The following is a 24,265-nucleotide window of genomic DNA, read 5'->3' as shown; positions in this document are numbered from 1 at the left end:
CCTCGTTCCCCCGGCCATGTCGGGGCTCAGACAGAGCTCGAAGCATGCAGCGGCATCCTCGCGCTCCGACGCCTCGCTCAGCAGCAGCGCCGTGTCGCCCAGGTCGCCGATGGAAGCGTCGACCTGGGCGACGCAGTGGGCCGGTGGACGTCGGGTCGGACCCGCCGTCGCACGACGGCGAAGGATGGATGTGTTGCGATACGACGCCCAAACCCTTCGCGTCAGAGGTCCGGGTGCATGATCACCTTGGTCCAGCCGCGCTCACGCTTGTCGAAGTGCTCGTAGCCCTCCGGGGCCCGCCGCAGCGGCAGCTCGTGCGACACGATGTACGACGGCCGCGCCTTGTCCTCGACGATGAGGTTGAGCAGCGCCCGGTTGTAGTTCTTGACGTTGCATTGCCCGGTGGCCATCGTCTGGCCCTTGGTCCAGAACATGCCGTAGTCGAAGGCGGCCTTCCCGTGCTTGTACAGCTGATCGGGGCTGCCGGGGTCCTCGGGTGTGAAGACGCCGACGACGCCGATCGTGCCGGCGAACTTGACGGTCTGCACGAGTGAGTTCACCGTCATCTCCGGGTGCTCCCGCCCGGACGCGTCGTGGGCCTGGTAGCCCACGCACTCGCAGCCCCGGTCCGCGCCGAGGCCGTTCGTCTCCTCCATCACCCGGTCCACCACGGACTCCTTGGAGGCGTCGATCGGAATCGCACCGATCTTCGCGGCGAGTTCCAGGCGGTCCTGATGGTAATCGACCACCATGATCTTGGCGGCGTTCTTGATCGTCGCCGAGAGCGCGGCCATCTGACCCACCGGCCCGGCGCCGTAGATCACCACCGAGTCGCCGGGCTGCACGCAGGCGAGCTGCGTCGCGTGCCAGCCGGTCGGGAAGATGTCCGACAGCATCACGTAGTCGCGCTGCCGGTCCCGGTCGCGAGCGTTCTCCGGCAGCACGAGGCAGTTGAAGTCACCGAAGGGCACCCGCAGCATCTCGGCCTGGCCGCCCTCGTACGGGCCCATGCCGGCGAAGCCGTACGCGGCGCCGGCCATGTTCGGGTCCGGATTCATCCGCAGGCAGAAGGCGGTGAGCCCGTGCTCGCAGTTCGCGCAATACCCGCAGGAGATGTTGAACGGCAGGCATACCATGTCGCCGGCGCGGACCTTGTCGACGCCCTCGCCTACCTCGACCACCTCGCCGAGGTTCTCGTGGCCGAGGATCCGGCCGGTCTCCATGTTTGTGCGGCCGTCGTACATGTGCAAGTCGGAGCCGCAGATGTTCGTGGTAGTGATCCGGACCAAGACATCTTGCGGGTGCTCGATGCGCGGGTCCGGCACGTCCTTGACCGCGACGTCACGCGGTCCCTCGTATACGACAGCCTTCATGACTCGCGCAGTACCCGGCCACTGGGCGTTGAACGGGCCGGCCGGGCGAACCGGGGGATGTCCCTATGCCGTCGCGACGGTGAGCGGTTGAGGAACGATTGTTCTTGACTGATCGTTCCTCAACGATTTATCGTCGGGGCATGGGCAGGCGAGGGCGTTCGATGAGGACGAGGTGGTGCGCGCCGCCAAGGGCGGTGTCCATCGGACGACCTCGTCACGCATCTCGGCGTGCACCGCAACGCCCCGTACGAGACGTTCGGCAGCAAGCGCGGCCTCTGCCTTGTCGCCCTGCGCTGCACCTCGCCGACGACGTCGGTCCCTTGGTCGAAGTGCTCGCCGGGGCAACGGATGCCGCGACCGCGCTGCGGCTCGTCACGTCTGGCCGGCCTCGGTCTGCTGCTGCTCGCGGCGGTCGAACGGGCAGCGGCCGACGAGGAGGTCGCTCCCCGGCGAGCGCTACGCCCGCCTGGTGCTCCAAGTCGGCAACCCCAGCGCGACCGTCGCGCTGGTCGAGAACGCCCTACGCCGAAAGAGGTAAGCCGATGATCTCCCACCTCGTCGCGGTCGTGACGTCGTTGGCCGTCGTGACCGCCACCCCCGTCGAGGCGAGGCCCGGCCTCGTGCCCGCCGCCGACCGGGAGGTCGTCTTCACCGTCGACGGGACGACGACATACGGCACCCTGCACGTTCCCGCGCACCGTGCCGGGCAACGGTTGCGCGCCGCACTACTGCTGCCCGGTAGCGGACCCAGCGACCGCGACGGCAACCAACCGTCCGCGTCCCCGAATACCCTGAAGCAGGTGGCGGAGGCGCTCGACAGCGACCGAGTCGCCACGCTGCGGTTCGACAAGTACGGCACCGGCCGCACCGGGCTCGGCGCCTATCGCGACCACCCGGAAGCACTCGACTACCCGGCCTTCGTCCGCCAGGCAGGGGCCGCCTACGAGTCGTTGCGCGACCAGCCGGAGACCGACCCGCACACGCTGATGGTCGTCGGGCACAGTGAGGGCGCAATGACCGCGCTGCTGCTCGTCGACACCGTCAGCCCGCGCCCCACCGGCCTGGCACTGCTGCAACCGCAGGCGATCCGCCTGCTGGACCTGGTCGCGCTGCAACTGCACGCCCAGGTCGCCGAGGCGACTCGGCAGGGCCAGCTCACCACCGAACAGCAGCGCGCGATCGACGCGGCGGTCGACGCCGCCGTCACCGCCCTGCGCGAACACCGACCGGTCGATGCCACCAACCTGCCGCCCGCGGTCGCCCAACTCTTCGCGGGCTTCCAAGGGCCGAGCGGCCGGTTCGTGGACAGCGACGACGCCGTCTACCCGCCGGACACCGCCGCAGCCCTGCGGCCGGGGACCAGGGTGCTGCTGACCTGCGGCACGAACGACGCCCAAGTCCCTTGCGCCACAACAGACGCCCTGACCGCCGCACTGCGCCGCGCGCACGTCGGCGGCCCGGGCCGGGTGCCGCTGCCCGGAGTGGACCACCTGCTGCACGACGCCGACCACCCGAACACCCTCGCCCCGACCGCGCTCGACGCCCTGCACCGGTTCGTGAAGTGCTGAGGTAGACAGACCGAGAGCGGAGCGAAACCCCGAACCGCCTTGTGCCGGCCCGGCCTGATTCGTGCTGTTGTTGGCGCGCGACCGGAAGGAGGCCACCTCAATGCCTGGCCGCCGGGCGCTCAGTCCGTCGGCTGAGCCTGCCGGGCCTACCGGTCGCAGAACACCGCTTCGATCAGCCCGGCCAACGCCTTGGGGAACACTGCACTGATGGTCAGCGAGGCGGTCAGGGTCTTGCTGCCGTCGGGTCTGCTGATCATCAGCGCTCCGTAGCCGCCCGGAGCGCCGCCGTTGTGGTGCACGATCGTGCCGTTGCCCGGGCCCAGGTCCTGTACCCACAGCCCCAGCCCGAGGCCGAGCTTGCCGTGCGGCGTAAGCATCTCGGCCAGCAGCGGGGCCGGCAGCAGCTTGCCGCCCAGCAGCGCGGTGATGAAGGTGCGGAGGTCGCCGGCGGTCGAGATCAGGTCACCGGCGCCGGCCAGCAGGGAGGGGTTCTGGCGGCTGACGTCGGCCACCTTCCAGTCTCCGGCGTCCTGGTAGCGGTAGTAGCCGTGGGCGTGTGGCCCGGGGAGATCCGGCGAGGTGGCCGACACGACGGTGTCGGACAGGTCGAGCGGCCCAAGGATCCGCCGCTGCGCCTGATCGGCGTAGGAGCAGCCGGTGACCTTCTCGATCAGCAGCAGAGCCAGCGTGTAGTTGGTGTTGGCGTAGCTCTGGTCGGTGCCCGGCTCGAATCGGGGCCAGGGTACGAAGGCGGACGGCTGTTCGGTCTGGAGGATCCGGTTTCGGTACTGGTCATGACGCCTCCTCAGGAGCCCGGCGGGGCACATTGACGGAGGTGAGGAAGAAGCTGCGGATGTCGTCGGCGAGCTCGTCCGGCACCTCCATCGCGGCGAAGTGGCCGCCGCGTTCGAATTCCGACCAGTGCCTGATGTCGTAGAGCCGTTCGGCCAGCGGTCGCACCGACTGGGTGATGTCGTGCGGCAACACCGCCACGCCGACCGGCACCGGGCACGGCTCCGTTCCGCGCGGGGTCTCGCGGGACAGCCGGGCCGAGGAAGCCGCGGTGGCCGTCAGCCAGTACAGGGCAATGCCGGTGAGCATCCGCTCGTCACTGATCGGCGAGCGCGGGTCGGTCCACTGTGCGAAGCGTTCGGCGATCCAGACCAGCTGGCCGGCCGGCGAGTCGGTCAGCGCGTAGCCGATCGTCTGCGGGGTGGTGGCCTGCAGCGTCTGGTACGGCGGACGGTTCGCCATCAGCTGCCGGACCTTGTCCAGCCGAGCCGCGTCCGTCGCGGACAGTTCGATGCCGGGGACGGGCCGGGTCGGCAGGTAGTTGACGTGCACCCCGACGACCTGCTCGGGTGCCACCGCGCCGAGCGCCAGGGAGATGCCCGCGCCGAAGTCGCCGCCCTGCGCGCCGTAGCGCTCGTACCCGAGGCGGCGCATGAGCTCGGCCCAGGCCCGTGCGACCCGGACGATGTCCCAGCCGCGCTCGTGGGTCGGCCCGGAGAAGCCGAACCCCGGGATGGACGGCATCACCAGGTGGAAGTCGCGCGACAGCGGCTCGATCACGTCGAGGAACTCCAGGAACGAACCGGGCCAGCCGTGGGTGAGGATCAGCGCGAGCGCGTCCGGCTTCGGCGACCGGACGTGGACGAAGTGGATGTTCTGGCCGTCGATCTCGGTGGTGAAGTGCGGAAGCTTGTTGAGTTCGGCTTCGTGCTCGCGCCAGTCGTAACCGGTGCGCCAGTACTCGGCCAGCTCCTTGAGCCGGGCCAGCGGGAAGCCGTAGTCCCAGCCGGCGTCGGCGACCTCGTTGGGCCAGCGGGTGCGGGAAAGCCGATCGGTCAGGTCGTCGAGGTCAGCCTGCGGGATGTCGATGCGGAACGGCTCGATCATGGTCGCCACCTCCGGCAAGATCGTTTGCGCTCTAAACGTTAGAGCGATAAACGTTTGTGGAGCTAACGGTAACATGATCGTTGGTGGCCCGAACGATTCGTTAGACTCGTCACATGGAGCACCCGGTCGAGAAGACACCCGCCAGGTGGGAGAGCCTGCCCAGCTGGCTGCTCACCCAGACCGCCGGCCACGCGCACCGCCTGGTGGGCGAAGGGTTCTCGTCCGTTCACGCCCGCGGCTACCACTACCGCCTGCTGGCAACGCTGGAGGAGTCCGGCCCGGCCAGCCAGGCCGCCCTGGGCCGCCGCAGCGGCATCCACCTCAGCGACATGGTCGCCGCGATCAACGAGCTCGCCGACCACAACCTGGTCGAGCGCGCCCCGGACCCCGCCGACCGCCGGCGCAACATCATCACCCTGACCACCGCGGGCAAACGGCAGCTGCGGCGGCTGGAGAAGCGGCTGGCCGAGACCCAGGACGAGCTGCTGGCCCCGCTGGAGCCCGAGGAACGGCGGCAGCTGACCGAGCTGCTGTCCAAGCTGCTGGCCCACCACGACGGGCGAACCGGCATCCCCGAAGAGCCTCGGCGCTGAACGGGATCACGCCCGGAGGCCGGCCGCCGTCCAGCCCCAGCAGTTGCGGCCGGCTCAGTGGGCGTAGCGGTCGCCGGCGTACTGCTCCAAGGCCTCCTTCACCAGCTCGTCGCCGAAGGCGCTGGTGCTCGTCAGGAAGAAGACGCTGTACGGGCGGGACCAGAAGCGCGCCGTGCCGTGGTCGCTGCCGAGCGCGGTGTTGCTCGCCGGCGTGCAGACCAGCCAGCGGCTGCCGCGGTACGGCCGGATGTACACCGTCGCCATGAGCGACCACGGGAAGGTGGTGTCGTGGCCGCCCTTGGTCACCGTGATGCCCGTCGCGTCGATCCTGATCGGGCGGGTGTCCCGCGCGCTCACCGCCCACTGGAACAGCTTCCACACCAGGCCCGCGCCGCCGCCCAGGATCAGCAGCCAGCTCAGCAGCGTGAACAGGATGCCGTCGAAGAGGCCCAGGACGATGCCGGCCACGAGGACCGCGGCGAAGCGGACCGTCGCCCGGCCGTGGTGGCGGTACGGGTTCGGGATCAGCTTGCGCTTGTCCTGCGGCGGCGTGCCGTAGGGCGCAGGCGCCTGGGAAGCCGGCTGCGGGATGCCGTAGGGCGGTGGAGCCGGCTGCTGCGGCATCTTCACCGTGACCGACTCACGACGGGTCGGCGGCGTGACCGGCGGCGGCCCGGCCACGACCGGCTCCCGCAGCGTCCCACCATCCCGCGCGGGAGCATCGAACGGATGACCCACGGTGTCACCCCGCCACGGGGCGAGCGTGGGCGGAGCGGAGACGGGCACGCCGACGGGAGCCGCGGGCAGCGGCGCCGTGCGGGTCCGGGGCGGCGGCTCGTTCGCCCGCATCGCGAGGTACCGCAGCGCCCCTTCGGCCACGACGAGCTCCGGGTGCTCCACCCGGCGCGGCGAGCGGCCCGTCGCCTGGCCCAGCAGCGTCCCGACGAGCGGGGTGCGGGTCGCGCCGCCGACCAGGAACAGCTCGGCGCGGTCGTCCCGGCCGATCTTCGCGCGGCGCAGCACCTGCTCGGTCATCGCGACCGTGCGCTGCAGCAGCGCCCGGGCGTCGCGCTCGAAGTCGCCGCGCGTCACCGACACGTCCTCGTCGACGAGGGGTACCTGCACGCGCGCGACGCGCTCGGTGCTGAGCCGCTCCTTCGCGCCGCGGCAGTCGTCCCACAGCAGCCGGGCCGACCACCGGTCCGGGCCCTCGGGCTCCATGAGCCGGGCCCACTCGTCGGGGTGGCGGTCGCCGACCGCGCGGCCCACGCGGCGCTGGACGACCTCGTCCAGGTCGAGGCCGCCCACGTCGTCGAGGCCGGCCTTGGCCAGCTGCTGGAACTCGCGGCCGGTGCGCAGCACGGCGGTCACGTCGCAGGTGCCGGCGCCGAGGTCGAAGACGACGAGCGGGTCCCCGTCGGCGACCGTCGCGCCCGACGCGATGAGCTGGGCCGCGGCCGCCTCGGGCTCGCTGACCAGCGTCGGCTGGTGCAGCCCGGCGTGCCCGGCCGCGGCGCGCAGCACGCCCTGGCGGTCGGCGGACCAGGCCGCCGGATGGGTCAGGATCACCGTCAGGACGTTGGTCCCGGCCAGGCGGACGGCCTCGGCGTACACCTGGGCCAGCGTCGCCCCGATCAGCTGCGCGATGTCGAACTCGTCGCCGCCGAGCAGCACCCGCTGCTCGCCGATGCGCCGCTTCGGGTTGGGCTCGTAGCGGCCGGGGTCGAGGCGGGCCGAGCGCACGGCGGCGTTGCCGGTGACGAGCGAGCGGTGCTCATCGGCCCACACGGCGGAGGGCAGCAGCGGCCGGCCGTCGAACTGCAGCGCGAACGGGGCCTCGCCCGGCGGCTGCAGGTAGGCGACCGTGTTCGTGGTGCCGTAGTCGATGCTGAGCCGGAACTCGCTCACTTGGCTCCCCCCTGCATGGCGTAGATGACGACCGCGACGAGCGCCACCACGACGAGCGCGGCCCCGCCCACCATCAGCAGCAGCCGCGGCGGGACGCGCGGGGGCCGCTCGGCCGCGGGGACGGCCGCCGAGCGGGTCACGGTGCCGCCGGACGGCGCGGCGCGCTGGCGAAGCGTCGTGCGCCGCTCGGCGAGCAGCAGCTCGGCGCGCTCCGGCCAGATGTCGCTGAGCCCGGCGGCGAGATAGAAGTCCCGCGCCGCGAGCTGGTCGACCCGCGCCTTGCCGACAAGGCCCGCCGGGAACCTGCGAAGGGCATAAGCCAGCGCCGGCGGTACCTCCGGAGCGTCCTCCCGCGCGAGGAACTTCAGCACGTCGTGCAGCTCGCGGCCCTGCTCGGCGCCGAGCCGCGGGCCGAACACGGCCAGCAACAGCCGGTACCACCGGTCCTGCGCGACCGGCGCGTCGCCGGGCAGGAACGGGATGCAGTAGATGAGGAAGTCGGTGCGCTCCAGCGCGGTGTGAGCCTGGTCGACGGCCGCGGGGTCGAACCGGCGGCTCTCGGCGGCGCTGAGCAGCAGCTCGGTCATCTGCACGTCGGAGCCGGTGTGCCGGTTGGCCAGCTCGATGAGGTCGGCGAGCGCGATGCGGTCCATGAGCGCCCGGACGCCGGGCGACTGCAGCGCGGGCGGCACCCCGAAGGACGCGGCGAGCTGGGCCATCTCGACGATCGCGGCCGGGCTGGCGCTCGCGTTGCGGCCGTGGCCGGCCCAGGCGCGCAGGTGGGCGTCGACGAGCCCCGGGTCGAACGCGGAGCGGCGCAGCGTCTCGCGCAGGGTCTTGCTGGCCCCGGCCCGCATCGCCCGCTGCACGACGTGCCGGGTGAGGACCTGGCTCGCGCCCGGGTGGCGGGCGGCGAGGGCACCGCCGGGCTGCCAGGCCTGGTACGCCCCCGCGAGGTCCCCGTCGTTGAGCTTGGCCGCCTCGCCCTCGATCTGGCGCTGCCCGGCCTCGGTGCGCAGCAGCTCCAGGTGCTCGGGCGCGGCCCGGCCGGAGGTGACCGCCTCCAGCAGCGTGGTCTGCAGGATGCGGCCGCCGACGAGCACGTCGCTCTGCCACTGCCGCACGTCCGCGGCGCCGGCGATGCTCCGCCCACCGCGCAGCGGGGCGAGCTCGGCCGCGCCGCCGCGGCGCCACATGTCGGCGAGCTGCTGGGCGAAGCCGTCGACCTGGCCGCCGTTCGGGCCGCCGCCGGTGCCCGGGTACAGCCGCTCGCGGGTGGCCGCGTAGCCGCTGCCGCCGGTGACCGCGTCGAGGAAGACCAGCCGGGGCAGATCCGGGTCGGTGTCGTCGTCCTCGTTGGCGGCGAAGGTCAGGTCGCGCACGTCGCCGAGCACGTCGACGAGGCCGCGCACGAGGGCGGTCGCGGGCGCGTCGGGCAGGACCACGGTGAGCGGGGCGGCCGGGTTGGCCAGCACCCGGTCGAGCAGCTCGTCGAAGACCGGGCCGGGGTCGGTGACGGGCTGGGCGTTGGCGGCGTCGGCGTGCTCGCGCAGGGTCGCGTACGGCACGGCGCCGAGGCGGCCGGGCGGGTAGGCGCCCGGGTCGTTGCGCCCGGCCCAGTGCGGCCAGTGCTCGAGGCCGAGGGCGAGCTGCACGGTGACGAGCTCGGCCGGGCCGATGAGGGCGTGCGCGATCGCGGCGCCGGGGCGGTTCTTGTCGTCGCGGGCCGGCACCTTGTGCAGGATCACGCCGTGGCCCTCGACGCGCAGGTAGGCCAGCGACGGGCGCTCGTTGCGGCCGGGGGCGCGGGTGATGCGCAGGGCCAGCCGCTCGTCCCACCACGCGACGGCGGACTCGGGCAGCGAGGTGGCGTCGGGGCCGACGCCGTCGTTGCCGGCGGCCGCCGACCGGGCCCGCCAGCGGAACACGATCTGTTCGATGCGTCCCGTTGCCTGTGTCATCGGACTCCTCAGTTCCCGAGGATGGAACGGTCTAGGACGCCGGTCATGGCGAACAGGGACAGCAGCGGGCGCAGGACCCGGCGGGGGCCGAAGCCGTCGGCCGGGAAGTGCCCGTCGACGGGGGCGACCCCGGCCGCGGAGGCGTAGTGCAGGCTCACGTCGCTGACCCGGTTGACCGGCGGCAGGAAGCGCTCGGCGCCGTTGGTGGCGAGGAACTCGTACACCTCCTCGCTCTCCTCGGCGACCGTGTGCAGCCGCGTGTTGTCGTCGCGGCCCAGCCAGCGGGCCACCTCGGGCCGGCGCGCGGCGAGCAGGTCGGACTTGGCAACCACCATCGCGGCCGGGATCGGCAGGAACTGGGTGCCGGACTCGCCCCGCACCTCGACCAGCCGGTCCATGACCGCGTTGAAGGCCGGGTCGCCGTAGACGGTCGCGGGCTCGCCGAGCGCGGCCGGCAGCGCCTTCTCCGGGTCGACCACGAAGATGAGCGCGTTGACGGCGGACAGGAACGACGTGTCGAGGAACCGGTCGCCGGAGCGGCGCCGGCGCAGCTGCTCGCCGGCCACGTCGAAGAACGCGACGGCGAAGTCGCGGCGGGCGTGGGCGCTGTACACCTTCGCCACATAGCTGAACGCGATCGGGCTGATCTGGGTCAGCGGCAGCTGCTCGCGCCGGTGGCAGAACGGCTCCACGTACCGGGTCATGTAGTTGTGCTCGATGGCCTCGTCGAGCCGCTCGACGCGCAGGCCGAGGTCGGCCAGCTCCAGGTTGTTGCGCAGCGCCTCGACCATCGCAGCCAGCAGCAGCGTCTTGCCGGCCGCGCGGTGCCCGACGAGGCCGATGACGATCGGGTCGCCGTAGTCGCCGTAGCGGTCGGGCAGGTAGTGCGTGGTGGCCATGCCGTCGCGCATGAGCGTGCAGGAGCGCTGGGCGCCCAGCCGCCGCTCGGCGAAGGCCTCCCTGGTCTCGTCGGCGCCGCGGGGGCGGAACGGCCGGTGCTGCTGGGTCTCCACGTCGACCTCGACCCGCTGCGCCTTGCTCCAGTGGATCCACTGCAGGCAGATCGGGCAGAGCACGCGGCCGAGCAGGCGGCTCGGGCTCGCGAGGTTCACTTGGACCCTCCCAGGTTCGTGGCGATCAGGATGATCAGCAGCAGGGGCACGCCCACGACGACGAGCGCGATGACGCCCATGATGATCCGGCTGCTCAACTCGTCGCGGCTGTACCACAGCACGTCGGCGAGGCCGCGGGCGAAGCGCCACGCGACCTGCTGGGGCGCCTCGCGCCGTTCGCGGTACTGCCGCTTCGCCGCCACCAGCCGCCGGAACTCGTCGCGGGCGGGGCTGAGCGGCACGGCGGCCCGGGCCACGGCGGGTGCGGCGACCGCCGGCGCGGGGGAGTACTGCTGCGGGATCTTGATCGTCGCCGTGGTGGCGTCGGACGGGTCCGAGCTCTGCCAGACCGGCTCGTAGCGGGCGTCCTCGACCCGCCGCAGCAGCTCGTGGGTGTCGGGGCGGTCCCGCGGGTCGTCGGCGAAGACGCCCTCGAGCAGCGCCGAGAGGGCCGAGCCGCCGCCCCGCCCGAGCTCCTCCCGCACGGCCGGGGCCGCGTCCGGCCCGCGCTGCAGGGCGATGCAGAACACGACCATCCCGGCCTGGTACACGTCGTGTGCCTCGGTCGCCAGCCGCAGCCCGTCCGGTCCCGGCGGCGGCTGCCACTGCGGGTCGAGGGCGGAGCGGGCCGGCTCGCCGACCGCGACCGTCTCGCCGAGGTTGACGAGCTGGGCGTGGATGCCGTCCCACAGCACGAACTCGGGCATGATCGCGCCGTGCGTGAGCCCCGCCTTGGCCAGGGTCTGGATCGCCAGCAGCAGGTCGCCGAAGATCGTCAGCAGTGTCTCGGGCAGCGGCGCGCCGGGCTGCCCGGCCACGGGGACGCCGCGGTACGTGCTGGTGACGTACGGCTCCGGCCCGCTCAGGTCCGACTCGACGACCCGGCACACCTGCGGCGGGTACGTGGTCCCGGGCAGCGCGTCGAGCTGCCGCCCGGCGTGGACCTCGGCGTGGACGAGCCGCTGGGCGTCGGCGTTGCGGGCGGTCCGGCGCAGCACGCGCTCGCCGGTGTCCGTCAGGCGGCCCCACTGCAGCTCGAACTGGTCCGTGAAGCGCCGGTCCGATTCGAACTCGATGTGCACCGTCATGTGGGCAGTCGCTCCCCGTCGTCGGCGTTGATGGCGAACAAGGTGTATCCGTTGTCGAGGTACAGCACCCCGCCGGCGACGACCGGCGCGCGGGTGACCACGATGTCCGGCGCGGACCAGCGCGGGGTGCCGTCATGGCGCGAGTAGGCGTGCAGCACACCGGCGTCGACCACGTAGACCAGTGTCCGGGTCGCGTGCACGCCCGGCCACACGGCGACGCCCGGCACCTTCCAGCGGATCTCGCCGTCGGGGCCGAGCGCGGTCAGCCCGCCCGGCTCCGCCACGAAGACCGCGCCCGGGACCGCGTGCGGCACCCCGTCGCCGGGCCGCCGCCAGCGCAGCGCCCCGTCGGCCGGGTCGAGGCCGAGCAGCTCGCCGCCCGCGGGCTGCACCACGATCTCGGCGGTGGCGGCGGGCGCGAGGCGGGGCGGCAGACCGGCGCGCCGGAACCGGGGCACCCCGTCGTGGACGCCGAGGCCGAGCAGCTCGTCGCCGGCCCGCACCAGCACCAGGTCCCCGGCGGCCGCCAGCGACCCGGCCGGCGTGGGCAGTTCGCCGTGCGACCAGCCGGTGCTGCCGTCGCCGCGCCGCTGCCGGATCATGCGCCCCTGCACGATCGCGACGCCGCCCGGCACCGGCACCGGATGGACCGCCGAGGCCGCGGTGCGCCACACCTCGGCGCCGGTTGCGGCATCGACGGCGAAGAGGTTGCGCTTGCCCGGGCCGAGCACGTGGACCTGCCCGTGCGCGTAGACCGGCTCGCCGTGCGCCGCGACCGGGAGCTGCCACCGCTGCGCCCCGGTGCGCAGGTCGAGCGCGACGGTGCTCGTCTGCGCGGGGCTGATCAGCGTGTCGCCGGCGAAGACGGGACGGTACCCGGGGGTCGTCGGCTCGGGGTGCCGCCAGCGCACGCTGCCGTCGGCGGCCTCGAGCGCGTGGATGCCGTCGTCGGCGCTCACCACGACGACGCCGCCGTGCGCCACGACCTCGCTGCGCGCCATGGCGTGACCGGCTCGCCACGGACGGTTCCGGCCCGGCCTGAGCAGCGCGCGTACGGCGGCCTGGCGGGCGTCGATCGCGGCCAGGACCGGCGCGGGCAGCCAGGGCCCGGCGGGCTCGGCGAGGCCGGCGGCGAGACGCTCGCGGACCTGCCGCGCCGTGGGCCGGTCCTCGGGCGCCGCCTCGAGGCATTTGCGCAGCGTCCAGGTCATGCCCGCGGGCACCCCGACCAGGTTGGGGGCGGAGTAGTGCACGGCGTAGAGGTATTCGGCCATGTTGCGGCCCTCGAAGGGCAGCCGCCCGGTCGCGGCGCGCACCAGCACCGCGGCGAGCGCGAACACGTCCGAGGCCGGCGTGCCCGCCTTGCCCGCGAACCGCTCGGGTGCGATATAGCCGACGGTACCGTGAAAATACTGCGACGCCGTGAGCCGGGCGGCATCGTCGGGCCGCGCGATCCCGAAGTCGATGATCCTGATCTGGTCGCGCAGGACGAGCACGTTGCTCGGCTTGAGGTCGCGGTGCACCACGCGCGCGTTGTGGATCGCGGCCAGCCCGCCGGCCAGCGCCGCGCCGAGCCGCCGGACGAGCTCCTCGGGCAGCGCCCCGGCGAGCTCCTCCACCTCCGCGAGGGTGATGCCGGGGAGGTACTCGGTCGCCAGCCACGGCGGCGCCCCGGCGGGATCGGCGTCGAGCAGCCGGGCGGTGTGCTCGGACTCGATCTTCGCGGCGAGCTCGACCTCGCGCCGGAACCGCTCGACGAGCTCGTCGTCGTAGCCGGCGCCGAGGTGCAGCGTCTTGACGGCGGCGGCCGCCCCGGCCGCGTCCCGGCCCAGGAAAACCTGGCCCATGCCGCCGGCACCGAGCCGCCCGAGCACCTGGTACGGCCCGAGGCGGCGCGGGTCCTCGCTCCGTAACGGGTCAACCACCGCAGCTCACGACGTCCATGGTGCCTGCCTGGCGCAACCCACCCCGGCCGCACCCAGCGTGACGGCGCCGCCACGGAACGGACCGTTCATCGAACCGATATGCCCGCTGCCGCCCTGAACCGCACCCGCCGCGAAGGTGAACCGGCGGTGTGGCGGCCCGCTACGGGTGGGCGATGGCGAAGCGCGTCAGCCATTCGGCGTCACGGGACTTGTCGCTGAAGGCGACGTGGCCGGGGCGGTGCTTCGCGCGGTACATGGCCTCGTCGGCGAGCTGGACGAGGCGCTCCGGGGCGATCGCCGTCTCCTGCGGGGACTCGACCACCGCCACGCCGATCGACGTCGCCACCGCGACCGTCTCGCCCGAGGACAGCGTGACCGGCTCGGCCACCGACTCCAGGATGCGCTCCAGCACCGGGGGGATGCGGTCCGCGGCGCCGATCATCTCCAGCAGGACCACGAACTCGTCGCCGCCGACCCGGGCCACGAAGTCGGTGCCGCGGACCGTGGCCGTCAGCCGGTGCGCGACCGCCACCAGCAGCTCGTCGCCCGCCGCGTGGCCGTAGCGGTCGTTCACCGGCTTGAAGCCGTTGAGGTCGAGGAACAGCACCGCCATCGGGCCGCCGCCGCGGTGGACCCGGCCCGCGGCGTCGTGGATGCGGTTGACCAGGCGGCGGCGGTTGGCCAGGCCGGTCAGGGCGTCGTGGGAGGCCGCGTGCTCCTGGAGGCGCTGCTCGGTGACGTCGCGGTTGACGTACACGAAGCCCGTCCCCAGGCCGTCGGGGCCGGTGAGCGTCGACACCGAGGACAGGACGGTCAGCGGGGCGCCGTCGAAGCGGCGTTCGCGCAGCTCGCCGCGCCACCGGCCGAAGGCCTCCAGATCCTCGAGGACCTGGCGGGGGCCGACCTCGACGCCGTCGTCCGTCGAGCACGTGGTGGCCAGCAGGGCGAAGAGGTCGCAGCCGATCGCCTCGCCGGCCGGGTAGCCGTACAGCCGCTCGGCGCCCGCGTTCCACGAGTCGATCACGTTGTCGGCGGTGCAGGAGATCACGGCGTCGGAGATGGCGTCGAGGAGGTGGGTCTGGCGCCGCGCGTCGTCGAGCAGGGCCAGCGCGGCGCCCAGGGCCCGGCCGTGCTCCAGGGCCGCCGAGGCCACGGCCGCGACGGCCCGCACGAACTCGGCCTCGTCGGGCGGCAGCTGCGCGTCGACGCAGACGGCGCCGACCGCGCGGCCGTGCAGCACGAGCGGCGCGGTGAAGACGCCGGACGCGCCCGGCTGCAGGGTCGCGGACACGGTGCGGTCCGGCAGCTCGGGGGCGAGCGCCGTCGTGAGGTACCGCAGCATGCGCTCCTCATCGGGTGCGGCGTCGAGCAGCCGCGCACCGATGCTCGCGACGACACCGAACCGGGACACGCATCTCCATCGGCACACGGCGGCCGGAGCTGAACCAATGTACGATGGCGCCATCATGGCGCCACGGGAGGGCCTCGCATGCCGACCACGTTCGACACGGCCGGGCCGGTCGCGGTGAAGGTCGTCCTCGACACCGGCCGGGTGCGGGTGGTCGCGACCGAGCGCCCCGACGCGGCCGTCGCCGTGCTACCGGCCGGGACGAGCGCGTCGGCGGTGAGCGCGGCCGAGCAGACGACGGTCGAGCACGCCGCGGGCGCCCTCACGGTGAAGGCCCCGCACCGGGCGATCCTGCGCCCGGGCGGCGGCATCGACGTGTTCCTCGAGGTGCCGGCCGGGTCGAGCCTGGAGGTGCAGACCGTCCGGGCCGACATCAGCGCGCAGGGGCGGCTGGGCGACTGCCGGTTCGGTACCGTCTCCGGACCGATCCATCTCGAGCACGTCGGCGCGCTGAAGGTCTCCACGTCCGGCTCCGACGTCGTGGCGGGCCGCGTCGACGGGGTCGCCGATGTGCAGGGGGCGACGTCGAGCGTGCGGCTGCAGGACTGCGCCGCGGACGTCGAGGTGGCCACCGCGAACGGGGGCATCACGATCGTGCGCGCGGCGGGCAGCGTGAGCGCGAAGACCGCCAACGGCTCCATCCGGGTCGGCGAGGTGTCCCGCGGGAAGGTCCTGCTGAGCACCGCGCGCGGGTCGATCGAGGTGGGCATCGCCGCCGGCACCGCCGCGCTCGTGGACGCCCGCTCGACGCTCGGCAGCGTGCACAACCTGATGGCGGTGCGCGGCGGCCCGGAGGGGTTCGCCGAGCGGGCCGAGATCCACGCGCGGACGTGGTACGGCCAGATCACCCTCCAGCGCGCCATGCCCTGAGGGCGCGTAATTCGATTGCCGCGGCGCCGCCCGGGCGCGAGACTCGGGGGCATGACGTACTGACGGACCACCCCAGCCCCTTCCTCCGTCCGTGCCGTCTCCTCGAAGGACCTCTCCTGTTGTCTGCCAGCGTTTCCCTGTTCGCGTCCGAACACAGCTGGATCGAGTCCGACGCCGTCGCGCAGTGCCACCAGGTCGCCGCGCTCGACGGCATGGTGCACGTGGCCGGGATGCCCGACCTGCACCCCGGCAAGGGCGCGCCGATCGGCGCCGCCATGCGCTCGTCCGTGCTGTACCCGTTCCTCGTCGGCTCCGACATCGGCTGCGGCATCGCCGTGTTCCCGATCGCGCTCAAGAAGCCGTCGCCGGAGCGGCTCGCGGCCCGCTTCCCGGACCTCGACGTGCCGCTCGCGCCCGACCCCGACGACCCCGCGTGGGCGTTCGCGTCGGGCGGGCGGCCGGTTCCCGCCGGGTACACCGAAAGCCTCGGCACCGTCGGCCGCGGCAACCACTTCGTCGAGCTCGCCCGCGTCCAGTCCATCGAGGACACCGCGCACGCGCAGCGGCTCGGCCTCGCCGCCGGCGACCTCGTGCTCATCGTGCACAGCGGGTCGCGCGGCCTCGGCGAGCGGATCCTGCGCGCGCACACCGAGGTGCACGGCGCCGGCCCCGCCGCCGACCCGCCCGCGTACCTCGCCGCGCACGACGACGCCGTGCGCTGGGGCTCGCTCAACCGGCGGCTGCTCGCGGCCCGCGTCGCGCTCGCGCTCGGCGCCGAGCCCACCGAGCCGGTCGTCGACCAGTGCCACAACCTCGTCGAGATCCGCGACGGGGACTACCTGCACCGCAAGGGCGCCGCGCCCGGCGACGGCCGCGACGTGCTCGTCGCCGGCACCCGCGGCACCCCGTCCTACCTGGTGGCCGCGCACGCCGGGGCCGGCGCGGGCTGGTCGGTCGCGCACGGCGCCGGGCGCAAGATGTCCCGCGCCGACGCCCTGCGCCGCGGCCGGGCCAAGCACACCGTCGAGGAGCTGCGCCGCACGCCGGTCGGGTCCTACGTGGTCTGCGGCGACCGGCAGCTGCTGTTCGAGGAGGCGCCGACCGCGTACAAGCGCATCGAGCAGGTGATCGCCGACCTCGTCACGCACGAGCTGGCCACGCCGGTCGCGGTGACGGTCCCCATCGTCACCTACAAGACCGCGGAGCCGGAGCCGGCTCGCCGGGACAAGCGGCGTTCCTGGACCAGATCATGACGGTGTACCTGATGTTGTCCGCCGGCCGCGGCCCGCTGGAGTGCTCGTGGGCCGTGGCCGAGCTGGCCGCGCGCCTGGAGTCCGACGCGGCCCGGCGGGCGGTGCGCGTGCGCCGCGCCGAGAGCGTGCCCGGCGAGCGGCCGGGCACGCTGCGCTCGGTGGTGCTGGAGCTGGACGGCCCCGCGGCGCAGGAATGCGCGGCGGCGTGGACGGGCACGCTGTGCTGGCAGGCGTCCAGCCCGTACCGGCCGAATCACGGGCGCAAGAACTGGTACGTGATCGCCCAGCGCTGCTCGCTCGACGCCCCGAGCACCGCGTTCGACGAGTCCGACGTGGACGTCGTGCCCTGCCGCACCGGGGGCCCCGGCGGCCAGCACCGCAACAAGGTCAGCACCGCGGTGCGGGCCACCCACCGCCCGACCGGCACCGTCGTCGTGGTCGACACCGAGCGCCAGTTCGGCCTGAACCGCCGCCTGGCCATGCGGCAGCTGCGCGAACGCCTCGAACGCGGCGACCGTGCCGCGGCCCGGGCCCTGACCACGGCCCGCTGGCACGTCCACGACGAGCTGATCCGCGGCGACCCGGTCCGCACCGAGCGCCCCTGAGCCGTTGGCGTGGAACGGGATGGAACGCCGTCAAGGGCATGAGACTCAAGACCGTCGTCCTGCGCACCCTGCTCGCGTCCGCGCTCGCCACCGGCGCCGCGGCCCTGATCGACGCGGGCCCGGCCCACGCCCGCCCGCTGCCGATCTCCGAGACCTGCCCGACCTGCGTCCGCAACCCCTAGGACGGCGGCTGGGCCGGGCCGTACCGGGTCACCATCCAGGCCAGGTCCAGCCACCGGTCGTGGTCGGGCGCGCCGGGACGGGGACGGCCCGCCCGCGCGGCCGCGACGCCCGCCGCCCAGCGCTCGTCGCCGCCCGGATAGCGGGCCCGCTGCCGCTCGCCGTAGGCGGCCACGAGGTCGGGGCGGCCGCGGCTGGCCAGCCACTCGACCACGCCGTCCGGGTTCACCGTGCTGTCCCCGGCGAACGAGCCGGCGATCGTCTCCGGGTCGCTCGCCTCGGCGAACCAGGGCAGCACCCCCTCGCGGATCTTCATCAGGCAGTCCGCCCGCGCGGCGGGGTCGAGCCATTCGAAGACCCCGTCGTGGAAGCTGCCGTAGATGTACCCGTTCGCGCGGCCGGACGCGTAGCCCATCGCGATCGCGCAGTAACGGTCGTCGCCGCCGCCCCGCCATGCCCGCAGCGCCGGGTCGCGCGCGGCGAGGTAGGCGACCGCGCTGACCGACTGCCCGGTCCGGTTGCAGGAGCTCGGGCTGAACGCGATCTCCTGGATCAGGCCGTCGCGCTCGCGCTGGAGCGCCTTCTGCCGGGGACGCCACGCGAAGCCCTCGGCGGCCAGGGCCGCGCCCAGCCACTCGCCGGCCTCCTGCAGGACGATGCGCGGGGCGGTCACTCCTCGTCGAACTCCTCGTCGCCGCCCTCGATGTCGAGCAGCCCGAGGTGGACGCCGTCGACGTGGCGCAGGTAGCTGCCGTACGGCGGGGCGAGTTCGTCGGACCACGTCACCGCCGTCGTCTCGCCCGGGCGCAGCAGCGGCTCGCCCAGCGGCGGGGCGGCCGCGGCCACCGCGGACCAGTCGAGCTCGAACGTCCCCCCGGAGCCGGGCGGCGTCGGCAGGCCGCCGGCGTCGATCGCGGCCAGCGCCGCGGCGGGGCCGGCGTGCAGCTCCAGGACGTGCGCGAAGACGCGCAGGGCGGTCATCGTCTCGTCGATGTCGCGGTGCACCCGGTTGAACAGGTCGCGCAGCTCGCCCCGGCGGCCGCCCGCGAGCAGCGCCGCCGCGGCCCGGTCCAGGCCCGGGTCGCCGGTGCGCAGCAGCGGGTGCAGGTCGGTGCCGGCGACGAGCTCACCGGCGCGCACGGTCCACAGGTGCAGGATCGCGCCGTACCACAGCACGAGGTACGCCAGATGCCCCACGTCGTAACGGTCCTCGAACCCGGCCCGGAGCCGGTCGACGGTCAGCGCGCCCCGCAGGTCGCCCTGGCGGGCCCCGCCCGGGCCGACGGAGAACTCCAGGACGTAGCAGCTCGCGCGCACGAGGTCCGGCTCGGGTTCCACGACGCTATTTGATCAGACCTAAACCCGGGGCGGGAGCGGCCGATGATGCGGACATCCGCTGCATTCAGATAGGACGGCACCGTGAACTCCTCGCCGATCGAGGTGAACGTCCGGCGTAACGCGTTCGCCGGGTGGGTCGCCGACAGGCCCGTGAACGTCAAGAACCTCATCGGCGTGAGCGTGGTGGCCCTGGTCGCCATCGGCGTCGGCGTGCTGTCCATCGTGAGCATGGGGCGCATCAACGACCGGCTCGAGAACCTGCAGTCCGAGCACCTGGAGAGCGTGGCGCAGCTGGTGGTGATCCGGCAGGGCGTCGCCGAGAACTACCGGGCACAGTCGCTGTTCGCCTGGGCGGCCTACGACCCGACGCTCGGCCCGCGGGCCCAGCAGGCCCGCAGCAACGGGGACGCGCTCATCGACAAGGCGCTGCAGACGTACCGGAAGCTGACCGCCTCGTCCGCGCCGCGCGCCGCGGCCGTGGACACGTTCGCGACCGCCTGGGCCGACTACGCGAACCTGCGCAACGTGGTGGTGTTCCAGGAGCAGCCCAAGGCCGGCACGACGGTCACGAGCGACGCGGCCGAGCGCAACACGCTGTGGCAGAGCCTCGAGGCGCAGATGAACGACTCCCTGGCGCAGCTGCAGCAGCTGGAGAACACGGAGGCGTCGAGCGAGGCGGCCGCGGCGCTGAACGCCTACCACACCTCGCGCAACTGGACGATCGGCTCGCTCGTCGCCGGGCTCGTCGTCGCCTTCGCGATCGTCGGGCTCATCGGCCGGCGCATGAACCGCCAGCTGCACTCGGTCTCCACGACGCTGCGGGCCGCGGCCGACGGCGATCTCACGAAGCGCGCCGACGTGCTCTCCCGCGACGAGCTCGGGGCCATGGCGGTGGCCGTGAACCAGGCGAATGAGGGCATCGGCCGTACCGTCGACACGCTCGCGACCGCCGCACGCACCCTGGGCGCGAGCACCCAGCGGCTCACCGGCGTCACCGCGCGCATCGGCGACAGCGCGCAGGCGGCCGCGTCCCGGGCCAACGTCGTCGCCGGCGACGCGGGCACCGTCTCGCACAACGTGCAGACCCTCGCCGCGGGCTCGCAGGAGATGGGCGCCTCGATCCGCGAGATCGCCCAGAACGCCAACGACGCCGCCCGGGTCGCCTCCGAGGCGGTGGGCGTGGCCGAGACGACCAACCAGACCGTGTCGAAGCTCGGCGACTCCAGCACCGAGATCGGCAACGTCGTCAAGGTGATCACCTCGATCGCCGAGCAGACGAACCTCCTCGCGCTCAACGCCACCATCGAGGCGGCCCGCGCGGGCGCGGCCGGCAAGGGCTTCGCGGTCGTCGCGAGCGAGGTGAAGGACCTGGCGCAGGAGACGGCCCGGGCGACCGAGGACATCTCCCGCCGGGTGGAGGCGATCCAGTCCGACACCGCCAACGCCGTCGACGCGATTGGCGAGATCAGCCGGATCATCGCGCGGATCAACGACTACCAGCTCACCATCGCCTCGGCGGTGGAGGAGCAGACGGCGACCACGGGCGAGATGAGCCGCAGCGTCGGCGACGCGGCGCACGGCGCGACGAACATCGCGGGCAACATCGCCGGCGTGGCCGAGGCGGCCCAGTCGACCACGTCGACACTGTCCGAAGTGGACCAGACGGTGGCCGAGCTGAACCGGGTCGCGAGCGATCTGCAGGCGGCGGTCGGCCGGTTCCGCGTCTGAGCCTCGGCCGGTTGGCACGCTCGCTCGTGCGGGCCTATGTTCCTGCTCCCACTTCCTATGGGGCAGGAGACTGCGATGGCGGCCGCACTGGAAACCGTACCGGATCATGCGTCGGGGCAGCGCGCGGGACGGGGGCGCGGGCCGGCCCGGGTCCTCGCCGCGATCGTCGCCGCCCTCACCATGGCCGCGCTCGGCGCCTGGCTGGGCTGGCGCGGCGCGCCGGCCCTCCCGTCCGACGCGGCGGCGGTCGAGCTCATCCAGCCCGCCGCGCCGGCCGCGCAGTTCGCCGTGACGGTCCGCCAGGAGGCGCCGTTCGCCTACGAGCACCCGGACGAGCCCCTGACCTGGCTCATCGGCAACGACGACTACAACGCCGGCTGGGTCGGGCTGACCGTCTCGGGCACCAATCCCGGCTCCCTGCGCGCCGGGCTCGAGGCGCAGGGCTGGCACACCAGTGACGACCCGTACCCTCCCACCGCCGGCGGCTTCGCCGCGAGCAAGGGGGAGTGGTCGCTGGAGGTCCGCCCCGGCGTGGCCCTCACCGTCGACCTGGCCCGCGCCGAGCCCGGCCGCGTCGGGCCGCTCACCGTGGCCGGCTACGTGCTGGGCCTCGCCGCCGGCGCGCTGCTGGCCCTCGGGGTGCGGCGCCTGGGGCTGGCCGCCCTGGTCGCGGGCCTGGTGCTGCTCCTGCCCGGCACCGTCCTCACGACCGGCGACCTGGTCTTCAACCGCACACTCCCGGCCGACGTCACGCCGCCCGCCCTGTGGGGCGACTATCTGTTCTTCGGCGTCCGCCTGCTCAGCACCGCCGGCGTGGTCCTGCTCGCCGCCGCGCTGCCCCTGGGCCGGCTGAGCGCCCGCCGCTGAGGGCTCCGCCGGCGTGCTGCTGCTCGCCGCCGCGCTGCCCCTGGGCCGGCTGAGCGCCCGCCGCTGAGGGCTCCGCCGGCGTGCTGCTGCTCGCCGCCGCGCTGCCCCTGGGCCGGCTGCGCGCCCGCCGCTGAGGGCTCCGCCGGCGTGCTGCTGCTCGCCGCCGCGCTGCCCCTGGGCCGGCTGCGCGCCCGCCGCTGAGGGCCCCGCCGGCCCGGGCTGTCACGAGAACGCCGGGGCAGCCGTCGGCCAGGGGCAGCGGGGCCTTCACCGTCACCCTCAGATGAGCTTCTGGGCCTCCCACATCGCCATCAGCAGACCGAGGCCGCGCGTGTCGCCCGCGGCCGCGAGCCGGTTCGGCACGTACGTGAACGTGGTCCGCGCGTCGAGGTCCGCGAGGGCGATCGACCCGCCGAGGCCGCCCCAGTAGAGCGTGTTCGGGTTCGGCATCAACCCGCCGACGGCGAAGCCGAGCCCGAACCGCAGCGGCATCGACAGCACCAGGTCGGTGCCCTCGACCTGGACCTCGAGCGCCCGGCGGGCCCCGGCCTCGGACAGCAGGCGCCGGCCCCCGGCCTCGCCGCCGCACGCGAGCACGGCGAGGACGTTGGCGACCGCCCGCGCGTTGCCGGTGCCGTTGCCGGCCGGGATCTCCGCCGCGCGCCACGCCCGGCTGTTGGCGTCGTCCACCCGGAGGTCGGGGACGGCGGCGTTGGCCTGCAACGGCGTCGGGTCGGCGAACGGCATCGTGCTGCCGCCGACGGGCGGGACGAGCTCGGCCACGCGGGGCTCCTCGGACTCGGGCAGCCCGATGTGGAAGTCGGCGTTCAGCGGTACCGCCACCTCTTCGCGAAACAGTGTGCCCAGCGAGCGCCCGGTGATCCGGCGGAGGACCTCGCCGACGAGGAAGCCCTGGGTGATCACGTGGTAGCCGCTGGCCGTGCCCGGCGCCCAGAAGGGCTCCTGCGCGGCGAGCAGCCCCGTCATCTTGTCCCAGTCGTAGAGGTCCTCGACGGTGACCGGCTCGGCCCAGCCGGACAGGCCGGATGAGTGGCTCAGCAGGTGCGCGACGGTGACCGCGTCCTTGCCGGCGGCCGCGAACTCGGGCCAGTACCGTGACACCGGCGCGGTCACGTCGAGCTCCCCGCGGTCGGCGACCAGCAGCGCCGTCAGCGCCGTCATGGTTTTCGTGACCGAGTACACGTTGAGGATGGTGTCCCGTTGCCACGGGCGCGTCCGGGCCGCGTCGGCGTGCCCGCCCCACAGATCGACCACCGTTTCGCCGTCGACGGTGATGCACACCGACGCGCCGACCTCGGCATCGCTCGCAAGACCCTGTTCGAACACCGCGCCAACGGGCGCGAACCGCTCATCCACGAACCCCTGCACGGTGCGGAGTATCCGGCGGCGGGCCGCGCCGCCGCCACCGAATATCACGCTCCGATGTTGTTGATCACTCTGGGCAACCCCTAGCCACGGGCCGCCGCCCTCAGCCGTCCGGTCCGCGCCGCCCACACGATCAGCACCAGCGCCGGGATCGTGATGACGACCAGCGTCACGACGCTCGCCTCCGGCCCGAACTCCCCGCCGGTGAGCCACTGCGGCCCGGAGAGCGTGGTCCGGAACAACGCGTGCGACGCGTCCTCGCCCGAGGAGTGCACCCCGAACACCCCGGCCTGGACCGTGTTCCAGGCGAAGTGGAACCCGATCGTGAGCCACAGCGACCGGGTGAAGAGGTACAGCACGCCGAAGAGCAGCCCGCCGGTGAGCACGATGCTCAGCACCGCCGGCACGGTGGCGTTGGCGTTGACGAGGTGCATCGCGCCGAACAGCAGCGACGAGACGGCCAGCGCCACCCAGCCGCCGAACCGCTCGGCCAGCATCCTCGTCAGCACGCCGCGGAACACGATCTCCTCGTTGACCGCGACGACCGCCATGACGCCGGCGGTGATCGCCAGGCTGCGGGCGGAGTCGCGGGTCTGCGAGTCCCAGCCGCCGAGCAGCCGGATGCCGAGCATGACGAGCCCGAACGCGGCGGCGCCGAGCAGGAGGCCGGGCAGCAGCCAGCGCGCCGCGTTCGCGGGGGACACCTCGCCGGCGCTCGGGCGGCGCTCGATCCAGCGGCTGAGCAGGGCGTAGCCGACTACGGCGGCGATCGCGCCCGTGAAGCCCGCGGAGACCGCCCATGTGAGGTCGTCGGCCCGCGCGGCGGTCACTCCCTCGGTGACCGCGAGGAGCACGAAGGTGCCGATGAGCATGAGCGGGAACCGCACTACAAACCTGGACATGACGAGCAAGATAGGGATCGATCCGGGCGAAAACGTCCCTCCGCCGGGGACATTCGGTGTGGCTCGCGCGGGGGACAACGGCGCGGTCACGCTTCGCAGCGAACGCCTCGGCCTGCTGTTTCTGTCTGCCACACCGCCGATGGCACACGCAGCCGCGCGTGGTCCAACGGCTCGCCCCCGCCGCGGGGTTGGCCACGGCCGGGCCTGGATGCGCGACTGCGCGAATGCGCGAATGCGCGGCTGACGGTGTTCGCGGTTGCGCGTGGCGAGCGGTTCGGCCGCGTGTCGGGTGACGACGGCT

21 protein-coding genes are annotated in these 24,265 nt (G+C 73.6%); 8 read left to right on the top strand and 13 right to left on the bottom strand.

All coding sequences use genetic code 11. From position 1 onward, the window contains the following. Window positions 1–221: 221 nt before the first annotated feature. On the bottom strand, window positions 222–1,373 hold the full coding sequence (locus AC6JBM_RS27760; RefSeq protein ID WP_497976994.1) for a glutathione-independent formaldehyde dehydrogenase: 1,152 nt from the start codon (window positions 1,371–1,373) through the stop codon (window positions 222–224). A 542-nt stretch (window positions 1,374–1,915) separates the two neighbouring features. Here AC6JBM_RS27760 and AC6JBM_RS27755 point away from each other — a divergent pair. Further along, complete coding sequence (locus AC6JBM_RS27755; protein WP_497976993.1) at window positions 1,916–2,941, top strand: alpha/beta hydrolase family protein; 1,026 nt, start codon at window positions 1,916–1,918, stop codon at window positions 2,939–2,941. 146 nt (window positions 2,942–3,087) lie between these two features. Here the strand turns inward: AC6JBM_RS27755 and AC6JBM_RS27750 are convergent, their stop codons facing one another. Beyond that, window positions 3,088–3,768 (bottom strand): serine hydrolase domain-containing protein, encoded by a 681-nt coding sequence (locus AC6JBM_RS27750; protein ID WP_497976992.1) that lies wholly within the window; start codon window positions 3,766–3,768, stop codon window positions 3,088–3,090. Beyond that, window positions 3,734–4,840 (bottom strand): epoxide hydrolase family protein, encoded by a 1,107-nt coding sequence (locus tag AC6JBM_RS27745; protein WP_497976991.1) that lies wholly within the window; start codon window positions 4,838–4,840, stop codon window positions 3,734–3,736. The genes AC6JBM_RS27750 and AC6JBM_RS27745 overlap by 35 nt, the downstream gene beginning before the upstream one ends. A 113-nt stretch (window positions 4,841–4,953) precedes the next feature. On the opposite strand from AC6JBM_RS27745, the gene AC6JBM_RS27740 reads away from it, so the two are divergent. Next, window positions 4,954–5,433, top strand: coding sequence for a MarR family winged helix-turn-helix transcriptional regulator (locus AC6JBM_RS27740; protein ID WP_497976990.1), 480 nt, complete (start codon window positions 4,954–4,956; stop codon window positions 5,431–5,433). A gap of 54 nt (window positions 5,434–5,487) precedes the next feature. Here the strand turns inward: AC6JBM_RS27740 and AC6JBM_RS27735 are convergent, their stop codons facing one another. From AC6JBM_RS27735 to AC6JBM_RS27710, 6 genes are all read right to left on the bottom strand, one after another. Further along, window positions 5,488–7,341 (bottom strand): Hsp70 family protein, encoded by a 1,854-nt coding sequence (locus AC6JBM_RS27735; RefSeq protein WP_497976989.1) that lies wholly within the window; start codon window positions 7,339–7,341, stop codon window positions 5,488–5,490. Next, entirely contained in the window at window positions 7,338–9,302 is a 1,965-nt protein-coding gene (locus tag AC6JBM_RS27730) for a hypothetical protein (RefSeq protein WP_497976988.1), read from the bottom strand. Before AC6JBM_RS27730 ends, AC6JBM_RS27735 begins: the two co-directional genes overlap by 4 nt. 8 nt (window positions 9,303–9,310) lie before the next feature. Continuing rightward, entirely contained in the window at window positions 9,311–10,414 is a 1,104-nt protein-coding gene (locus tag AC6JBM_RS27725) for a hypothetical protein (RefSeq protein ID WP_497976987.1), read from the bottom strand. Further along, window positions 10,411–11,502: a hypothetical protein gene (locus AC6JBM_RS27720; protein ID WP_497976986.1), complete on the bottom strand. Its 1,092-nt coding sequence runs from the start codon at window positions 11,500–11,502 to the stop codon at window positions 10,411–10,413. The genes AC6JBM_RS27725 and AC6JBM_RS27720 overlap by 4 nt, the downstream gene beginning before the upstream one ends. Beyond that, window positions 11,499–13,427, bottom strand: coding sequence for a protein kinase domain-containing protein (locus AC6JBM_RS27715; RefSeq protein ID WP_497976985.1), 1,929 nt, complete (start codon window positions 13,425–13,427; stop codon window positions 11,499–11,501). The genes AC6JBM_RS27720 and AC6JBM_RS27715 overlap by 4 nt, the downstream gene beginning before the upstream one ends. A gap of 160 nt (window positions 13,428–13,587) precedes the next feature. Beyond that, window positions 13,588–14,838 carry a diguanylate cyclase domain-containing protein gene (locus AC6JBM_RS27710; RefSeq protein ID WP_497976984.1) on the bottom strand — a complete coding sequence of 417 codons (1,251 nt, stop codon included), beginning with the start codon at window positions 14,836–14,838 and terminating at the stop codon, window positions 13,588–13,590. 78 nt (window positions 14,839–14,916) lie between these two features. Between AC6JBM_RS27710 and AC6JBM_RS27705 the strand changes: the two genes are divergently transcribed. From AC6JBM_RS27705 to AC6JBM_RS27690, 4 genes are all read left to right on the top strand, one after another. Then, window positions 14,917–15,705, top strand: a complete 789-nt coding sequence (locus tag AC6JBM_RS27705; protein WP_497976983.1) for a DUF4097 family beta strand repeat-containing protein — start codon at window positions 14,917–14,919, stop codon at window positions 15,703–15,705. Window positions 15,706–15,824: 119 nt separating this feature from the next. Continuing rightward, window positions 15,825–16,958: an RNA ligase RtcB family protein gene (locus AC6JBM_RS27700; RefSeq protein ID WP_497976982.1), complete on the top strand. Its 1,134-nt coding sequence runs from the start codon at window positions 15,825–15,827 to the stop codon at window positions 16,956–16,958. Beyond that, window positions 16,955–17,563, top strand: a complete 609-nt coding sequence (gene prfH / locus AC6JBM_RS27695; protein ID WP_497976981.1) for a peptide chain release factor H — start codon at window positions 16,955–16,957, stop codon at window positions 17,561–17,563. Before AC6JBM_RS27700 ends, prfH begins: the two co-directional genes overlap by 4 nt. Window positions 17,564–17,601: 38 nt before the next feature. Further along, entirely contained in the window at window positions 17,602–17,745 is a 144-nt protein-coding gene (locus AC6JBM_RS27690) for a hypothetical protein (protein ID WP_433087507.1), read from the top strand. On the opposite strand, the gene AC6JBM_RS27685 is transcribed toward AC6JBM_RS27690, so the two are convergent. Further along, complete coding sequence (locus AC6JBM_RS27685) at window positions 17,742–18,416, bottom strand: hypothetical protein (protein ID WP_497976980.1); 675 nt, start codon at window positions 18,414–18,416, stop codon at window positions 17,742–17,744. The two genes, AC6JBM_RS27690 and AC6JBM_RS27685, sit on opposite strands and share 4 nt — an antisense overlap. Next, window positions 18,413–19,081, bottom strand: coding sequence for a hypothetical protein (locus AC6JBM_RS27680; RefSeq protein WP_497976979.1), 669 nt, complete (start codon window positions 19,079–19,081; stop codon window positions 18,413–18,415). Before AC6JBM_RS27680 ends, AC6JBM_RS27685 begins: the two co-directional genes overlap by 4 nt. Before the next feature lie 81 nt (window positions 19,082–19,162). On the opposite strand from AC6JBM_RS27680, the gene AC6JBM_RS27675 reads away from it, so the two are divergent. Then, entirely contained in the window at window positions 19,163–20,809 is a 1,647-nt protein-coding gene (locus tag AC6JBM_RS27675) for a methyl-accepting chemotaxis protein (protein ID WP_497976978.1), read from the top strand. A gap of 75 nt (window positions 20,810–20,884) precedes the next feature. Continuing rightward, window positions 20,885–21,676, top strand: a complete 792-nt coding sequence (locus AC6JBM_RS27670; RefSeq protein WP_497976977.1) for a hypothetical protein — start codon at window positions 20,885–20,887, stop codon at window positions 21,674–21,676. A 279-nt stretch (window positions 21,677–21,955) separates the two neighbouring features. Here AC6JBM_RS27670 and AC6JBM_RS27665 read toward each other — a convergent pair whose 3' ends face one another. Together AC6JBM_RS27665 and AC6JBM_RS27660 are read right to left on the bottom strand one after the other, a co-directional pair. After that, complete coding sequence (locus AC6JBM_RS27665; RefSeq protein ID WP_497976976.1) at window positions 21,956–23,113, bottom strand: serine hydrolase domain-containing protein; 1,158 nt, start codon at window positions 23,111–23,113, stop codon at window positions 21,956–21,958. Window positions 23,114–23,145: 32 nt separating this feature from the next. After that, on the bottom strand, window positions 23,146–23,964 hold the full coding sequence (locus AC6JBM_RS27660) for a CPBP family intramembrane glutamic endopeptidase (RefSeq protein ID WP_497976975.1): 819 nt from the start codon (window positions 23,962–23,964) through the stop codon (window positions 23,146–23,148). Window positions 23,965–24,265 lie beyond the last annotated feature (301 nt).

The sequence above is a fragment of the Dactylosporangium thailandense genome (assembly GCF_059739745.1).
The sequence above is the reverse complement of the archived record's forward strand: the minus strand, read 5'-3'. Positions and strand labels throughout refer to the sequence as shown.

What these genes read in the sequence shown, in the direction of transcription:
- AC6JBM_RS27760 (WP_497976994.1), bottom strand. Translation starts at nt 1,373, where the DNA reads ATGAAGGCTGTCGTATACGAGGGACCGCGTGACGTCGCGGTCAAGGAC.
- AC6JBM_RS27670 (WP_497976977.1), top strand. Translation starts at nt 20,885, where the DNA reads ATGGCGGCCGCACTGGAAACCGTACCGGATCATGCGTCGGGGCAGCGC.
- AC6JBM_RS27755 (WP_497976993.1), top strand. Translation starts at nt 1,916, where the DNA reads ATGATCTCCCACCTCGTCGCGGTCGTGACGTCGTTGGCCGTCGTGACC.
- prfH (WP_497976981.1), top strand. Translation starts at nt 16,955, where the DNA reads ATGACGGTGTACCTGATGTTGTCCGCCGGCCGCGGCCCGCTGGAGTGC.
- AC6JBM_RS27720 (WP_497976986.1), bottom strand. Translation starts at nt 11,502, where the DNA reads ATGACGGTGCACATCGAGTTCGAATCGGACCGGCGCTTCACGGACCAG.
- AC6JBM_RS27705 (WP_497976983.1), top strand. Translation starts at nt 14,917, where the DNA reads ATGCCGACCACGTTCGACACGGCCGGGCCGGTCGCGGTGAAGGTCGTC.
- AC6JBM_RS27740 (WP_497976990.1), top strand. Translation starts at nt 4,954, where the DNA reads ATGGAGCACCCGGTCGAGAAGACACCCGCCAGGTGGGAGAGCCTGCCC.
- AC6JBM_RS27730 (WP_497976988.1), bottom strand. Translation starts at nt 9,302, where the DNA reads ATGACACAGGCAACGGGACGCATCGAACAGATCGTGTTCCGCTGGCGG.
- AC6JBM_RS27690 (WP_433087507.1), top strand. Translation starts at nt 17,602, where the DNA reads ATGAGACTCAAGACCGTCGTCCTGCGCACCCTGCTCGCGTCCGCGCTC.
- AC6JBM_RS27745 (WP_497976991.1), bottom strand. Translation starts at nt 4,840, where the DNA reads ATGATCGAGCCGTTCCGCATCGACATCCCGCAGGCTGACCTCGACGAC.
- AC6JBM_RS27660 (WP_497976975.1), bottom strand. Translation starts at nt 23,964, where the DNA reads ATGTCCAGGTTTGTAGTGCGGTTCCCGCTCATGCTCATCGGCACCTTC.
- AC6JBM_RS27750 (WP_497976992.1), bottom strand. Translation starts at nt 3,768, where the DNA reads ATGTGCCCCGCCGGGCTCCTGAGGAGGCGTCATGACCAGTACCGAAAC.